Genomic DNA, 15,281 nt, shown 5'->3' on the forward strand with positions numbered 1-15,281 from the left:
TCGGTCACGTGCCGTCGCCCACCTCCGGCCCGGTGTCGACGCGGGCGGCGGGGAGGTCGGCGAGGATCCGGTCCGCGGTCTGGGCGGGGGTCTGGTGGGAGGTGTCCAGCCAGAGGCCCTTGCGCGGGGTGCGGCGCAGGGCCTCGTCGAGGAGTTCGACCGTCCAGGGGCCGCGGTAGCCGTGCTTGGGGCGGCCGGCCTCCCGGCGGGCGACCTCGGCGGGGGTCGGGGCGAGGACGACCAGGTAGAGCGGTCTGGTCGTCACCAGGTCGAGGTAGGCGTCGAGGTGTTCGCCCAGGACGACGTCCTGGGTGACGACGGTCCAGCCCGCTCCCGCGTACAGGTCGGCGACCGCCGCGGCCGCCCGGTAGCGCAGGTGCAGCTGCGCGGTGGCCTCGGCGGACGGCCGGGGGGTGAAGTCCTCGCGGCCGGACACGATCATCCGGCGGAAGCCGTCGCCGCGCAGGTGCACGGAGCGCGGGAGCCGCTCGGCCAGCAGGTGGGCGACGGTGGACTTGCCGGACGCCATGACCCCGGTGACCAGGATCACCGCGGAACCGAGTTCCCGCACTGCCGCCCCCTGTTCCGGCCCACCCGGGTGGTGACGGCCACGCACATTCTGCCGGGTGGTCGGGGGTCGGCGGGGGCCGGCCGGTTCGGCGACCGCCCCCGCCGGCCCCGCCCGTGGCCTTCACCGGGCGGGACCCGCGGGGACGGCCCGGGCTACTTGCGGACCTCGACGACCCGGAACCGGTCGGCGACGAACGCGGCGTCGCAGTACGCCGAGTTGGCGGCCGGGTTGGCGCCGGTGCCGTGCAGGTCGGAGAAGGCGGCGGTCTGGTTGACGTAGACGCCGCCGGTCAGGTTGAGCGAGAGCGAGACGCCGGCCTCCAGGCAGGCGTCGACCAGGGCCGACTCGACGGCCGGGTCGGTGGTGTAGGCGCCGGCGGTCATCGCGCCGTGCTCGGTGGTGGTGCGGCGCAGCAGGTCGACGGCGGCGGCGGTGGACTCGACGGCGACCGCGAAGGAGACCGGGCCGAAGCACTCGGTCAGGAAGCGGGCGCGGTCGTCCGGCTTGTCGGCGTCGGCCTTCAGCAGGGCGGGGGTGCGGATGGTCGCGCCGGGGAACTCGGCGGAGGCCACCACCCTCGGCGCGAGGGCGGGTTCGCCCAGTTCGCCGCTGGCGGCGGCGGCGCTGCGGGCCAGCACGGCCGGGTTGACCACGGCGCCGAGGATCGCGGCGGCCCGGGCGTCGTCGCCGAGCAGGCCCTCGATCGCGGCGGCGAGGTCGGCGACCACCTGCTCGTAGGAGCGCTCGCCGCCCTCGGTGCGGATGCCGGTGCGCGGGATCAGCAGGTTCTGCGGGGTGGTGCACATCTGGCCGCTGTACAGGCTGAGCGCGAACGCCAGGTTGTCCAGCATGCCGCGGTAGTCGTCGGTGGAGTCGATGACGACGGTGTTGACGCCGGCCTTCTCGGTGTAGACCCGCGCCTGCCGGGCGTTGTCCTCCAGCCAGTCGCCGAAGCCGGTGGAGCCGGTGTAGTCGATCAGCTTCACCTCCGGCCGCAGCGCCAGCGTCCTGGCGATCGCCGAGCCCTCGTGCTCGGCGGCCAGGCAGACCAGGTTCGGGTCGAAGCCGGCCTCGGCGAGCACCTCGCGGGCGATCCGGACGGTCAGCGCCAGCGGCAGCACCGCGCGCGGGTGCGGCTTGACCAGCACGCCGTTGCCGGTGGCCAGCGAGGCGAACAGGCCCGGGTAGCCGTTCCAGGTCGGGAAGGTGTTGCAGCCGACCAGCAGCGCGGTGCCGCGCGGGACGACGGTGAACTCCTTGGTCAGCACCAGGGGTTCGCGCTTGCCCTGCGGCTTCGTCCAGCGCGCCGAGCGGGGCAGCCGGGTCTGCTCGGCGTACGCGTACGCCACCGCCTCCAGGCCGCGGTCCTGCGCGTGCGGGCCGCCGGCCTGGAAGGCCATGCCGTACGCCTGGCCGGTGGTGTGCGTCACGGCCTGCGCGAACTCGTGCGAGCGGGCGTTGATCCGGGCCAGCACCTCCAGGCAGACCGCGGCCCGCTCGGCCGGCGTCGCCCGCGCCCAGCCGGGCCGGGCCGCCGCCAGCGCGGCCAGCAGCGCGTCCGGCTCGGCGTGCGGGTAGGAGACGCCGAGTTCGAGGCCGTACGGGGAGCTCTCGCCGGTCACCGGGGTGCCGCCGCCGGGGTGGCCGGGCAGCTCGAACTCCCGCCCCAGCAGCGCCTCGAAGGCGGCCTTGCCGTCGGCGGCGGCGCTCTCGCCGTACGCCTTGGGGAACTCCGGGTACGGCGACCAGTAGTCGCGTTCGGCGATCGCGGTCAGCGCGCGGTCGAGGGTGTCCTGGTGGCGGGCGAGCAGTTCGGCGACCGGCAGGGCGGGGGTCGCAGCGGCCATGGTGCGCTCCTCACGGGGGCGGGGCGGGACGCTCCTCAGGGTAACCGAACGATCGGTCGGTGCAAGGGCCCTGCCGGGCTTTCCGGCCGGGCGCGGGCCTCAGCCGCGCCGGGGGGCGGCCGGCGCGGCGGCCCGCACCGGCTGGTCGAAGCCGTTGAACCGCGCGGTCGTGTTCCCGGCGCCGCTCTCCGTCGACAGCACCCGCGGCTCGCCCTCGGCGGCGATGTCGTAGCGGACTAGCAGGCCCCGGGGGTCGGTCGGCGTGACGGTGCCGGTCGGCACCCCGTCGACCCGCCGGGGGGCGGCGGCGGCCAGGTTCCGGCCGGGGGTGCCGTCCTCGTTCAGGCCGGCCTGCCGCTGGATCCGCAGGTCCGGCTCGCAGCAGGAGGAGGAGTCCAACGGGTCGCCGGGGGTGTCCGGGAACCAGGTGCCGGCCGCGCCCATGCCGGTGATGGCGACGTGCCCGGTGCGGCCGCCGTCGGTGTCGGCGGAGAAGGTGCCCTCCAGCGGGCCGCCGTCGTGGCCCGGGAGGCTGATGGCCATGGTGGCGCTGTGCAGCCGGGCGCCCGCGGCCCTGGCGTTCGCGGCGACCTCGGCCGCGGGCTGACCGGTCGGCGTCGGGGAGGCGGGGACGGGGCCGCGGCTCCCGGGGCGGTCGTCGGGCCGCAGGCGGCCGGCCCGCCCAGGGCGAGGGCGGCGAGGGCGCGGGCGGCCCGACGGCCGGGTGGTGCGCATGCGGTGCGTCCGTGGTTCGTTCGTACCGGGAGCGGATGCGTGAGCATGCCGGTGCGCGGAGTGGGCCCCGCGCACCGGGCGGCGGTTCTTCACCCCGGCTTGACCGCCGGTTACGGGATGCCCAGCTCGAACAGGACGTAGCCGGCGTACCAGCCGGAGGCCGCCGCGATCGTGCCCAGGGTCACCGCCAGCGACGCGCGGGAGAGCCGCTTGAGGGCGACCGCGATCGGCAGGAAGAGCGGGAAGCAGGGCAGCAGGTAGCGCGAGGTGTTGCCGAAGATCTGCTGGCTGCCGAGGACCAGCACGATGGTGATGCCGGTGTAGACGAGCAGGAAGACCGGCGGGCGCATCCGGACCAGCAGGAAGATCAGGATCGGCAGGCTGAACACCAGGAACAGCGCGATCAGGTCCTCGGTGGGGTAGCCGAAGATGTAGTCGTGGTGACCGAAGAGCAGGTTCTCGATCACGTTGCCGGTGTGCTTGCCCCAGTCGAAGTAGTGCAGCCAGGCGCCGCGCTGCAGCTCGAAGTAGGCGCTCCAACTGCCCATCCGCCAGCTGGCCCAGGCGATGTAGCCGACGAACCCGAGCGGGGCGATCACCAGCGCGGACAGCGGGCCGAGCACGCCGTCCTTCCGCTTCCACAGCGCGATCAGCGCGGCCACGCCGACCGCGGCGGCCAGCGCGGCCGAGGTCGGGCGGTTCAGGCCGGCGACGAACGAGGTGACGCCCGCGGCCAGCCAGTTGCGGGTCAGCACGAAGTAGCAGGCCCAGGCGGCCAGCGCGACGAACAGCGAGTCCGAGTAGACCGCCCACTCCACGCCCGAGCCCGGGAAGACGCCCCACACGCCGGCCGCGATCACCGCCGCCCGCCGCCCGGCCAGCAGCTTGGCCACCGCGTAGACGCCGGCCGCCGCGACGAACGAGGACAGCACCGACACCGCGATGCCCGCGCCCTGCGGGCCCAGGCCGGTCACCGTCGAGACCATCTTGATCATGCCGGGGTACAGCGGGAAGAACGCGACCGAGTTCTGCTCCAGCGTCCACGGCCCGGAGGTGGTCGGCACCAGCTTCGGGTCGTAGCCGTTCAGCGCGACCTGCTGGTACCACCAGCCGTCCCAGCCGCCGAGCACGTCCCAGACGTGCTTGCCGCCGCCGAACCTCGGGTTCTTCGTCAGGTACTCGCCCGACCAGGACAGCAGCCACATGAAGCTGGTGAAGGCGATCAGCCGGACCGCCGCGAACACCGCCAGGGCCGGCCCGTACTCGGCCGCCGCCCGGCGCAGCCAGGCGCGCGGACCCTCCTGCGCCGTGCCGGCGTCCGCGGGCGGGTCCGGTCGCTCGACCACTTCGGTGTCGGGGCTCGCTGCCATCGCCATCAGGTCCTGTCTGGGTCTCGGGCCCCGCCGGGCCGCCCGGATGCTCGGGCGAGCCTACGGCACATACCTCTGGTCTGTACCTGATGGGAGGGCACGTGGCTACACTCCCCAGCAACAGACGGACGTCACCACCCGGCGGGAGAGACAGATGAGCGCGGCGGCGCGAGCGGGCACCCTGCTGTCGGTGGTCGTCCCGATGTACAACGAGGAGGACGCGCTCCCCTCCTTCGCCGCCCGGATGCGGCCCGTCCTGGACGGCCTGGGCGTCCGCTACGAGGTGGTCGCGGTGGACGACGGCAGCGCCGACAAGACCGCCGCCCTGCTGCGCGACCTGGCCGCCGACTGGCCCGAGCTGCGGATGGTCCGGCTGCGCCGCAACAGCGGCCACCAGGCGGCGCTCACCGCCGGCCTCGACCACGCCGTCGGCGACTACGTGGCCAGCATCGACGCCGACCTCCAGGACCCGCCGGAGAAGATCCCCGAGATGCTGGAACTCGCCCGCGCCGAGGGCCTGGACATCGTCTACGGGGTGCGCGAGGACCGCTCCACCGACACCGGCTTCAAGCGCTGGACGGCCGGCGGCTACTACTGGCTGATGCGCCGCCTGGTCGGCCGCCAGGTCCCGGCCAACGCGGGCGACTTCCGGCTGCTCAGCCGGGAGGCCGTCGAGGCGCTCAAGGAACTCCCCGACCAGCAGCGGGTCTACCGGCTGCTGGTGCCCTGGCTGGGCTTCCCCAGCGGCGAGGTGCGCTACGTCCGCGAGGAGCGGGTGGCCGGCAGCACCAAGTACCCGCTGGCCAAGATGGTCCGGCTCGCCCTGGACAGCGTCACCGGCTTCTCCGCCGCCCCGCTGCGGCTGGCCACCTGGCTCGGCACCGTCGCCTTCTTCACCTGCCTGCTGCTGCTCGGCTTCTCGCTCACCGTCTACCTGTTCGGCGCCACCGTGCCCGGCTGGACCTCGCTCTTCGTCGGCCTGCTGTTCATCGGCGGCATCCAGCTGATCTGCGTCGGCCTGCTCGGCGAGTACGTGGCCCGGATCTACACCGCGGTGCAGCGCCGCCCCGCCTACTTCATCGCCGAGGACACCGCCCGGGACACCGCCCGGGACACCGCCCGGGACACCGCCGGGGAGACCGGCGCCGGGCTCGGCGCCGGGAGCGGTAGCGGGCCCGGAGCCGGGCTCGGCGGCTGAGGCCACCCCCCGGGGCGCGGCGCGCCCGGCCCGGGGATACTCGTCAGCATGGCCGACCACTCCACGCGCGCCGCCTACACCGTCGACTCGCTGCTCGCCGTCACCGTGCGGGTCTTCAACGAACGCGGCTACGACGGCACTTCGATGGAGGACCTGTCCAGGGCCGCCGGGATCTCGAAGTCCTCGATCTACCACCACGTGCGCGGCAAGGAGGAACTGCTGCGGCTCGCCGTCGGCCGGGCGCTGGACGCGCTGTTCGCGATCCTCGACGAGCCGGCCGCCGCCGCGGGCCGCCCGGTGGACCGGCTGGAGCACGTGGTGCGCCGCACCGCCGAGGTGCTGATCGCCGAACTGCCGTACGTGACGCTGCTGCTGCGGGTGCGCGGCAACACCGCCACCGAGCTGTGGGCGCTGGAGCGGCGCCGCGACTTCGACCACCGGGTCGCCGAACTCGTCCAGGCCGCCGTCGCCGCCGGGCAGCTGCGCGCCGACGTCGAGCCCCGGCTGGCCACCCGGCTGCTGTTCGGCACGGTCAACTCGCTGGTCGAGTGGTACCGCCCCGGCCAGCGCGGCGCCGACGCGCTGCCCGACGCGGTCGCCCGGTTCGCCTTCGAGGGCCTGCGCGCCCGGTGAGCGTCCACCTGCCGGGCGAGCTGGCGGCGCTGCGCGCACTGCTGGACGAGTGGACCGGCCGCACCGAGGACCTGCGGGTGGTGATCGGCGAGGACCGCGGCCTCGACCACGGCCGGCTCTGCTGGGACGCGCTGGAGCCCGACGGCACGGTGCACCCGCTCGCCGCCTGCCGGTGCCGCCGCCGGCACCACGGCCCCGCGAGCGCCCGGGACCTGCACGAACGGCTCAAGGTGCGCGTCCCGGCGGCGGACGCGGCGGACTGGATGGCCTTCACGCTCGGACAGAACCTGGTGTACGGCTCGCTCAGCGCCGTCCGGGAGGCCCGGGTGCTGGCCGGACCGCTGGCCGAACTGCTCGGCCCGGACGCCGACTGGCGGGCCAACGGCCACGCCGCCCACCCCCCGCCCGCCGGGCGCAACGCGAGCTGGAGCCCGGTCACCGTCTGGACCTTCGACGCCGCGCTGGTCGGCATCGGGAACGGGTACACCGTGGTGGCCGTCTCCACCGGCGAGGACTGAGCCGGGCAGGGCCTACAGCCCGTCCGCCGGGATCTGGTCGGTCTCCTCGAAGACCAGCATGGTGCGGGTCCCCAGCACCTCCGGGATCGACTGGATGCTGCCCAGCACCAGCTCGCGCAGCGCCCGGTTGTCCGCCGTGTGGACCAGCATCAGCACGTCGTAGTCGCCGCCGACCAGCGCGATGTGCGCGACCCCCGGCAGCCGCAGCAGTTGCTCGCGCACGGTGCGCCAGGAGTTCTGCACGATCCGCAGCGTGACGTACGCGGACGCGCCCTGCCCGGCCTTCTCGTGGTCGACCCGGGCGGTGAAGCCGCGGATCACGCCGTCGTCGACCATCCTGGAGATCCGGGCGTACGCGTTCGCCCGGGAGACGTGCACCCGCTCGGCCACCGAGCGGATCGAGGCGCGGCCGTCCTGCCGCAGCAGCCGCAGGATCGAGCGGTCGACCCGGTCGAGCCTGGACACCTGTTCAGCCGACATGGCCCCCCACCCCTCGCGATTGGACGTGCTGGCCCCAGCAGACCCCCCTTTCGGCCGACTGTCCACCGTCTTGACGGGGATATGGTCAAGATGAACAGACGACCGAACAATCGGTAGGGAGCCCCCACCACCCCGGAGGTGCCCGAGATGACCGTCCTGGACCACAGGAACCAGCCCGCCGAGGCCGCCCCCGTCCCCGGCTGGCGGCCCGGTGCCACCGCGCCCCGCACCGACCCCGCCCCGCTGCTGCCCGACGCCGAGCCGTACCGGGTGCTGGGCACCCCCGCGGCCGCCGGCACCGACCCGGAGCTGCTGCGCGAGCTGTACCGGCGGCTGGTCGCCGGCCGCCGCTACAACCAGCAGGCCACCACCCTCACCAAGCAGGGCCGGCTCGCCGTCTACCCGGCCTCCACCGGCCAGGAGGCCTGCCAGGTCGCCGCCGCGCTCGCGCTGCGCCCCGCCGACTGGCTGTTCCCGTCCTACCGGGACACCCTCGCCGTGGTCGCCCGCGGCGTCGACCCGCTGCAGGCGCTCACCCTGCTGCGCGGTGACGCCCACACCGGCTACGACCCGCGCGCCACCCGCACCGCCCCGCTGTGCACCCCGCTGGCGACGCAGGTCCCGCACGCCGTCGGCCTGGCGCACGCCGCCCGGCTGGCCGGCGACGACACCGTGGCGCTCGCCCTGCTCGGCGACGGCGGCACCAGCGAGGGCGACTTCCACGAGGGCCTGAACTTCGCGGCCGTGCTGCACGCCCCCGTGGTGTTCCTGGTGCAGAACAACGGCTACGCGATATCCGTCCCGCTGACCCGGCAGTCCGCCGCGCCGACCCTCGCCCACAAGGCCGTCGGCTACGGCGTGCCCGGCCGGCTGGTCGACGGCAACGACGCGGCGGCCGTGCACGCCGTGCTCACCGAGGCCGTCGAGCGGGCCCGGGCCGGCGGCGGCCCCACCCTGGTCGAGGCGCTCACCTACCGGATCGAGGCGCACACCAACGCCGACGACGCCACCCGCTACCGGCAGCCCGAGGAGGTCGACGCCTGGCGGGCGCACGACCCGGTCCGGCTGCTGGAGGACGCCCTGCGCGAGCGCGGCCTGCTCGACGAGCGGCTGGTCGCCGACGCCGCCGAACAGGCCGAGCGGCTGGCCGCCCGGATGCGCGCCGAGTTCCACACCGACCCCGCGCCCGACCCGATGTCGCTGTTCGCGCACGTCTACGCCGAACCCACCCAGCAACTGCGCGAACAGGCCGACCGGCTGGCCGCCGAACTCGCCGCCGAGGCCGAGGCCGAGGACGGCACCGGGAGCGGGGTGCCCGGCCGATGAGCACCGCCGTCACCGAACAGCACGGCCTGCGCACCGGCACCATGGCGCAGGCCCTCAACCTCGCGCTGCGCGACGCGATGCGCGCCGACCGGACCGTGCACGTCCTCGGCGAGGACGTCGGCGCGCTCGGCGGCGTCTTCCGGATCACCGACGGCCTGACCGCCGAGTTCGGCCCGGACCGCTGCCTGGACACCCCGCTGGCCGAGGCCGGCATCCTCGGCACCGCCGTCGGCATGGCCATGTACGGGCTGCGCCCGGTCGTCGAGATGCAGTTCGACGCCTTCGCCTACCCGGCGCTGGAGCAGCTGTTCTCGCACGTCGCCAAGATGCGCAACCGCACCGCCGGGAAGCTCCCGCTGCCGATCACCGTCCGGATCCCGTACGGCGGCGGCATCGGCGGCGTCGAGCACCACAGCGACGCCTCCGAGGCGTACTACGCGCACACCCCCGGCCTGCACGTGGTCACCCCCGCCACCGTCGCCGACGCGTACGGGCTGCTCCGCGAGTCGATCGCCTCCGACGACCCGGTGGTCTTCCTGGAGCCCAAGCGGCTCTACTGGGGCAAGGCGGAGTGGGACCCGGCGGCCGCCGTCGAGCCGGTCGGCCGGGCCGTGCTGCGCCGCCCCGGCACCTCGGCGGTGCTGGTCAGCTACGGGCCCTCGCTGCCGGTCTGCCTGGAGGCCGCCGAGGCCGCGAAGGCCGAGGGGTGGGACCTGGCGGTGCTCGACCTGCGCTCGCTGGTGCCGTTCGACGAGGAGACCGCCTGCGCGGTGGTCCGCTCGCTCGGCCGGGCCGTGGTGGTGCACGAGTCGGCCGGGTTCGGCGGCGCCGGGGCGGAGATCGCCGCCCGGCTGACCGAGAAGTGCTTCCACCACCTGGCCGCGCCGGTGCTGCGGGTCACCGGCTTCGACATCCCGTACCCGCCGCCGATGCTGGAGCACCACCACCTGCCCGGGGTGGACCGGATCCTGGACGCCGTCGCCCGGCTCCAATGGGAGGAGTGATGGCGGTGCCGGTGGTCCGCGAGTTCAGGCTGCCCGACCTCGGTGAGGGCCTCACCGGGGCGGAGGTGGTGCGCTGGATGGTCGAGGTCGGCGAGGTGATCGCCGTCGACCAGCCGGTGGTGGAGGTGGAGACCGCCAAGGCGGTCGTCGAGGTGCCCTGCCCGTACGGCGGGGTGGTCACCGCGCGGTACGGCGAGGTCGGGCAGGAGGTGCCGGTCGGCGCCCCGCTGGTGACCGTCGCCGTCCCGCCCGCGCCCGGCGGCGCCCCGGGCGGCGCGGACGAGCCGGCGGTGGAGCGGCCGCTGGTCGGCTACGGGGTCGCCGAGACCCGGCGGCCCGGCCGGCGGCGGGTGCTGCCGGGGGGCGCCGGGCCGGCCCCTGCCGCCGTCCCCGTCCCCGCCGCGGCTCCGGCGGTGGTCGCGGTGATCTCGCCGCTGGTGCGCCGGCTGGCCCGCGAGCACGGCCTCGACCTGGCCGCGGTGGCCGGCAGCGGGCCGGACGGGCTGGTCACCCGGCGGGACGTGGAGCGGGCGATCCTGGCGACCGCCGTCCCGGAGAAGACCGCTGTTCCACGTGGAACCGGCCCGGCGGCCGGGGCGGCCGGGGCGGCCGCGGGCCCGGACGGCGAGCTGGTGCCGCTGCGCGGGCTGCGCCGGGCGGTCGCCGAGAAGCTGACCCGCAGCCACCGGGAGATCCCCGCCGCGACCTGCTGGGTGGACGCCGACGCGACCGGACTGACGGAGCTGCGCGCCGAGTTGAACCGGGTGCCGGGCCCGAAGGTGAGCGTGCTGGCCCTGCTGGCCCGGATCTGCCTGGCCGGCCTGGAGCGCTTCCCCGAGCTGAACGCGAGCGTCGAGGGCGAGGCGCTGCGCCGCCACCCCGCCGTGCACCTGGGCTTCGCCGCGCAGGGCCCGCGCGGCCTGCTGGTGCCGGTGCTCCGGGACGCCGGGCGGCTGGGCACCGAGCGGCTCTCCGCCGAACTGGCCCGGCTGACCGAGGGGGCCCGGGCGGGCAGCCTCGGCCCGGCCGAGCTGACCGGCGGGACGTTCACCCTGAACAACTACGGCGTCTTCGGGGTGGACGGGTCGACGCCGCTCCTGAACCACCCGGAGGCGGCGATGCTCGGGGTCGGCCGGATCACCGCCAAACCGTGGGTGCACGAGGGCGAGTTGGCGGTCCGCCAGGTCGTCCAGCTGTCCTTCACCTTCGACCACCGGGTCTGCGACGGCGGCACGGCGGGCGGGTTCCTGCGGTTCGTCGCGGACTGCGTGGAGCGGCCGGGGCTGCTGCTGCGGGCGCTCTGAGACCGGGCTTCGGGGGCGCGCCCGGGGCCCGGCCGGGCGTGCGGCCGGGAAGAGTAGCGGGTGGACCGGCCGGGTGTCCGGGGTTCGCCGGATTCTTCGGATGAACTGTGCGGGCGGTGCCAGGGTGCTGGGGCGTCAGCAGACAGGTCGACCGGAGGCGGAACGAACCCTTGAGCACTCGTCAACTCGTCCTGCAGAGCAGGTCGTCGAAGGCCGGGGCCGGCCGGGGCACCACGCCCGGCCCCGTGGCGCCCGGTGCCGAGCTCGCGCCCGCCCCCGCCCCGGCCGGTCCGGCCGAGCCGGCCGACGAACCCCCGACCGCCGTGGAGCGGCCGGAGCCGTCCCCGGCCGTCCCCTCGGTACCGCCGCCGGGGCCGCTCGGGCTGACCCCGGTGCCGGCCGTTCCGGCGAAGCCGACCTGGGCGCCGGCGGTGCCCTCGGCGGTGTCGGTGCCGCCGCTGCCCGCCTTCCGGCCGGCCGCGCCCGCGCCGGTGCCCGTCGCCCAGGCCGCGTCGTCCGCCCCGGCCGGGTTCGAGCCGCTGTTCCGGCGGGCGCCGGCGCTGAACTGGGTGGGCCCGGACGACCGGTGGAGCCGGGCGTGGGGCGTCGTGCAGTCGGCCGTCGAGCCGCCGCCCGTGCTGGAGCCGGCCGACCCGGTGGAGCCGCTGCCGCCGAGCGCCGAGGACCTGGTGCTGGTGCGGGCGAGCCTGGCCGCGGTGGCGCCGGAGGCGGACCGGGCGATGGCGCACTTCCACGCGCTGATGTTCCTGCGCCACCCGGAGCTGCGGGCGATGTTCCCGGCCGCGATGGACGAGCAGCGGACCCGGCTGTTCCAGGCGCTGCGGCTGTGCGCGGTCCGGGCGGGCGACCCGGAGGCGCTGCGCGACTACCTGGGCCCGTTGGGGCGTCGGCACCGCAAGTACGGGGCGCTGACCCGGCACTACGCCTCGGTGGCGGACTGCCTGGTGGCGGCGCTGGCCCGGTACGGCGGCAGCGGCTGGGACGGGCGCACCGAGGCGGCCTGCCGGCGGCTGCTGGCGCTGGCCTCCCGGCTGATGGTGGAGGGCGCGGAGGAGGAGGCCCGGACGGCCCCGCCGTGGTGGCAGGCCGAGGTGGTGGAGCACCGCCAGGCCACCCGGGACGTCGCGGTGCTGACGCTCCGCCCCGACCAGGCGTACCCGTTCCGGGCCGGGCAGTGGGCGGCGGTGGAGACGCCGTGGTGGCCGCGGGTGTGGCGGCCGTACTCGTTCGGCTCGGCGCCGCGGCCGGACGGGCTGCTGACGCTGCACGTGAAGGCGGTGCAGGCGGGCTGGGTGAGCAACGCGCTGGTGCACCGGGCCCGGCCGGGCGACGTGCTGCGGCTCGGCGCGGCGGAGGGCGCGATGACGGTGGACCACGCGGCGGGCGGGGACCTGCTCTGCCTGGGTGGCGGCACCGGGATCGGGCCGGTCGCGGCGCTGGTCGAGGAGGTCGCCGAGCGGGGCGCGGCCGGGCGCCGGGTGGAGGTGTTCTACGGGGCGCGGCGGGCGGACGGGCTGTACCGGTTGGAGGAGCTGCGCGAACTGGCCGCCCGGAACGCCTGGCTGACCGTCCGTCCGGTGGTCTCGGAGCCGGCCGGGGCGCCCGCCGGGGTGCTGGTCGGCGACCTGCCGGAGGTGGTGGCCCGGTACGCGCCGTGGCACGGCTTCGCGGCGTACCTGAGCGGCCCGGCGGCGATGGTGCGTTCGGGGGCGGCGGCGCTGCGGCGCTGCGGGGTGCCGGACGGGAGCGTCCGGCACGACCCGGTGGACCGGTAGGGCTGAAGGGGGTTGACGGCGGGTCAGCCCAAGTCCGGCGCGAGCAGGGCGCGGACGCCCTCGATGTTGGCGGCGAGGTAGGCGCGGAGGCTGGGAGGGACGACGTTGACCGAGGTGACGCCCTCGCGGGTGAACGGGACCCGGACGATCGCGTACTCGCCGTTGGGCCGGTCGACTTCGGGCCCGTGCCGGCGGGTCTCGTCGAGCGCGGCGAGCCGGCAGACGAAGAAGTGCTGCACCTTGACGCCGTGCGGGTGGGCGGGGGTGCCGTCGTCGTGGTGGGACTGCGCGACGGTGTCGACGAAGGCGGGCACCACGTCGGTCACCTTGCCGCCCAACTCCTCGTCCACCTCCCGGTGCAGGGCCGCGACGACCGTCCGGTCGGTGGGTTCGACGCCGCCGCCGGGGGTGATCCAGTACGGGTGCGGGGAACCGGGGCGGACCCGGCGGATCAGCACCAGCGAGGCGGGCGCGTGCGGGTCGTCCGGGTCGACCTCCAGCAGGATCGCGCGGGCGGTGCGTTTGACGACTGGACGGACCGGGCCCGACATGGCGGCCACCTCCGGGGCGCGAGCGTTGTGCGGGAGTCTCCCGCGCGGCGGCGGGCGCGAAACTCGCACAAGGGGGCGAAAGGGCGGAACCTGTTGCGCCGTACGGGGGGAGCGGCATGCCCGGGGGTGTCAGGCCGTGGCGATGGACACATCGGCTATGGATCTTCGATTCGCGCCACGGGACGAGCTGACGCCTCGTAATCTTCGGGGTGGTTTGGCTGAAAACCTTCGCATTGAAGGTGAATTGCCCCATGTGTACGTCATTGTCATTGCGGGGATGCCCGCCCTGTGCTCAAATGTCCGCCTGCCGGGCGGATTCGGAGCAGTCTCCTCCGAGTGCCATTCGATACCCGGGGGATGGGGATGAGCATGCACCGGATCGGGCAACCCGCGGGCCCGGGGGCGGCCACGGCCGCCGAAGGCGACATACGCGCGCCGCGGGCGCCCACCCTGATCACCTCGGTGCAGCGCGCCCTGCGCCTGCTGGAGGCGGTCGGCTCGCACGTCCACGGCGCCACCGCCAAGCAGCTCGCCCGCTGCGCCGGGCTCCCCCTCGGCACCACCTACCACCTGCTGCGGACCCTCACCCACGAGGGCTACCTGCGCCGCGAGGGCGGCCGGTTCTACTACGGCGCCTCGGTCGACGGGATCAGCCGCGCCGACACCCGGCAGGCCGAGCACGTCGACCTGCGCGGCCGGATGGAGGAGCTGCGCGACGAGCTCGGCGCCGCCGTCTACTACGCGGTCTACGAGGACGGCGAGGTGCTGCTGGTCGACGCGGTCTCCGGCGCCGCGCAGCCCCAGGTCGAGGAGTGGGCCGACTTCCGGGCCACCGCGCACGCGCACGCCATCGGCCTCTGCCTGCTCTCCCAACTGGGCACCGAGGAGCGGCTCGACCACCTCTCCCGGCACCGGCCCGCCGCGCTGACCCCGTCCACCTCCGGCGACGTCCGCTCGGTGCTGCGCCGGCTGGAGCGGGTCCGGCCGACCATGCCGGTGCTGGAGCGTCAGGAGTACGCGCTCGGCACGGTCTGCGCGGCCGTCCCGATCACGGTCGGCTCGGTGGTCGCCACCATGGCGATCTCGCTGCCGCTGGAACAGGCCGAGCGGCTCGGCCCCGCCGCGGCCCGGCTGCGGTCGCTGGTCGGGGCGATGTTCCCGGCGTTCGTCCGTGGGGACGGGGGTGGGCTGGTGAGGTGATTCCGTGAGGCGTTCGTTCACCATTTGAAAAAGCGAACCTTGTCGGCATCGCCGCCAAACAGGGACGATGGGGTTCGAACGGGGAAACAGGGGACAAAGACGCACAGACGCAGCCACCCGTCCGCAGGTACCCGCACGACCTGACGGACCAGCCCCAGCGGGGTGCCGTTCCAGCACAGCGAACAAGATCGAACCGATATGCCGCACCCACCGCGCGCACCGCGGCGCACCGGGCGGGCAGAACGAGAGGTACTGGCGCATGCACAGCACGGTCCAAGCCCAGATGGCGATGCACCTCGTGGTGTCGAGCGAGCTGTCCTTCCGCATCGTGGTCGACCTGGACTACGACGGCGACGACCCGTTCGCCGTCCGCTTCACCTTCCACCTGCCCGGTGACGAGCCCGTCACCTGGGTCTTCGCCCGCGAGTTGCTCGTCGACGGACTCAGCCGCCCCACCGGCGAGGGCGACGTGCACATCCACCCGGTCGGCGACGACCTGGCCGAGGTCTGCCTGGTGCTGCGCTCCCCCGAGGGCGACGCGCTGATGCGGGCCGCGGCCCCGCCGCTGCTGGCCTTCCTGGCCCGCACCGACCGGCTGGTCCCGATGGGCCAGGAGCTGTCCGGCGGGGAGCTGGACGAGGAGCTCGCCTCGATCCTCTCCACCACCGGGCACGAGAACGCGGGCTGACCCCGGGTGCGTTCCGGGGCCCGCCCGCGCGGCTGACCGGCTGTCAGACGGCGCGACACC

General features: G+C 75.2%; 15 protein-coding genes. 9 read left to right on the plus strand and 6 right to left on the minus strand.

The window, feature by feature from the left end; genetic code table 11:
* Positions 1-4: 4 nt before the first annotated feature.
* The 4 genes from KSE_RS19570 to KSE_RS19585 form a co-directional block, all read right to left on the minus strand.
* On the minus strand, positions 5-571 hold the full coding sequence (locus tag KSE_RS19570; protein ID WP_014137064.1) for an AAA family ATPase: 567 nt from the start codon (positions 569-571) through the stop codon (positions 5-7).
* Between the two features lie 152 nt (positions 572-723).
* Positions 724-2,418, minus strand: a complete 1,695-nt coding sequence (gene paaN / locus KSE_RS19575) for a phenylacetic acid degradation protein PaaN (protein WP_014137065.1) — start codon at positions 2,416-2,418, stop codon at positions 724-726.
* 99 nt (positions 2,419-2,517) lie between these two features.
* Positions 2,518-2,961, minus strand: coding sequence for a hypothetical protein (locus tag KSE_RS19580; RefSeq protein ID WP_148283119.1), 444 nt, complete (start codon positions 2,959-2,961; stop codon positions 2,518-2,520).
* Positions 2,962-3,263: 302 nt separating this feature from the next.
* On the minus strand, positions 3,264-4,529 hold the full coding sequence (locus tag KSE_RS19585; RefSeq protein ID WP_014137067.1) for a glycosyltransferase family 39 protein: 1,266 nt from the start codon (positions 4,527-4,529) through the stop codon (positions 3,264-3,266).
* Positions 4,530-4,677: 148 nt separating this feature from the next.
* Here KSE_RS19585 and KSE_RS19590 point away from each other — a divergent pair, with 148 nt between their 5' ends.
* From KSE_RS19590 to KSE_RS19600, 3 genes are read left to right on the plus strand one after another with little or no spacing between them, the layout of a single operon-like run.
* A complete protein-coding gene (locus KSE_RS19590) occupies positions 4,678-5,721 on the plus strand; it encodes a glycosyltransferase family 2 protein (RefSeq protein ID WP_014137068.1) in 1,044 nt (347 codons plus the stop codon).
* Positions 5,722-5,769: 48 nt separating this feature from the next.
* Complete coding sequence (locus KSE_RS19595) at positions 5,770-6,354, plus strand: TetR/AcrR family transcriptional regulator (RefSeq protein WP_014137069.1); 585 nt, start codon at positions 5,770-5,772, stop codon at positions 6,352-6,354.
* Positions 6,351-6,872, plus strand: a complete 522-nt coding sequence (locus KSE_RS19600; RefSeq protein ID WP_014137070.1) for a hypothetical protein — start codon at positions 6,351-6,353, stop codon at positions 6,870-6,872. Before KSE_RS19595 ends, KSE_RS19600 begins: the two co-directional genes overlap by 4 nt.
* Before the next feature lie 12 nt (positions 6,873-6,884).
* Here KSE_RS19600 and KSE_RS19605 read toward each other — a convergent pair whose 3' ends face one another.
* A complete protein-coding gene (locus KSE_RS19605) occupies positions 6,885-7,352 on the minus strand; it encodes an Lrp/AsnC family transcriptional regulator (RefSeq protein ID WP_033257671.1) in 468 nt (155 codons plus the stop codon).
* A gap of 147 nt (positions 7,353-7,499) precedes the next feature.
* Here KSE_RS19605 and pdhA point away from each other — a divergent pair, with 147 nt between their 5' ends.
* The 4 genes from pdhA (at position 7,500) to KSE_RS45870 (ending at position 12,782) form a co-directional block, all read left to right on the plus strand.
* Entirely contained in the window at positions 7,500-8,678 is a 1,179-nt protein-coding gene (pdhA, locus tag KSE_RS19610) for a pyruvate dehydrogenase (acetyl-transferring) E1 component subunit alpha (protein WP_033257670.1), read from the plus strand.
* Positions 8,675-9,682, plus strand: a complete 1,008-nt coding sequence (locus tag KSE_RS19615) for an alpha-ketoacid dehydrogenase subunit beta (protein WP_014137073.1) — start codon at positions 8,675-8,677, stop codon at positions 9,680-9,682. Before pdhA ends, KSE_RS19615 begins: the two co-directional genes overlap by 4 nt.
* A gap of 5 nt (positions 9,683-9,687) precedes the next feature.
* Positions 9,688-10,986 (plus strand): dihydrolipoamide acetyltransferase family protein, encoded by a 1,299-nt coding sequence (locus tag KSE_RS19620; RefSeq protein ID WP_033257704.1) that lies wholly within the window; start codon positions 9,688-9,690, stop codon positions 10,984-10,986.
* A gap of 170 nt (positions 10,987-11,156) precedes the next feature.
* Positions 11,157-12,782, plus strand: coding sequence for an FAD-binding oxidoreductase (locus KSE_RS45870; RefSeq protein ID WP_014137075.1), 1,626 nt, complete (start codon positions 11,157-11,159; stop codon positions 12,780-12,782).
* Positions 12,783-12,805: 23 nt separating this feature from the next.
* Here the strand turns inward: KSE_RS45870 and KSE_RS19630 are convergent, their stop codons facing one another.
* Entirely contained in the window at positions 12,806-13,333 is a 528-nt protein-coding gene (locus KSE_RS19630) for an NUDIX domain-containing protein (RefSeq protein WP_014137076.1), read from the minus strand.
* A gap of 363 nt (positions 13,334-13,696) precedes the next feature.
* On the opposite strand from KSE_RS19630, the gene KSE_RS19635 reads away from it, so the two are divergent.
* A complete protein-coding gene (locus KSE_RS19635; protein ID WP_014137077.1) occupies positions 13,697-14,533 on the plus strand; it encodes an IclR family transcriptional regulator in 837 nt (278 codons plus the stop codon).
* Positions 14,534-14,792: 259 nt separating this feature from the next.
* Positions 14,793-15,221 carry an SsgA family sporulation/cell division regulator gene (locus KSE_RS19640; RefSeq protein ID WP_014137078.1) on the plus strand — a complete coding sequence of 143 codons (429 nt, stop codon included), beginning with the start codon at positions 14,793-14,795 and terminating at the stop codon, positions 15,219-15,221.
* Positions 15,222-15,281 lie beyond the last annotated feature (60 nt).

The sequence above is a fragment of the Kitasatospora setae KM-6054 genome (assembly GCF_000269985.1).
Taxonomy (GTDB): Bacteria; Actinomycetota; Actinomycetes; order Streptomycetales; family Streptomycetaceae; genus Kitasatospora; species Kitasatospora setae.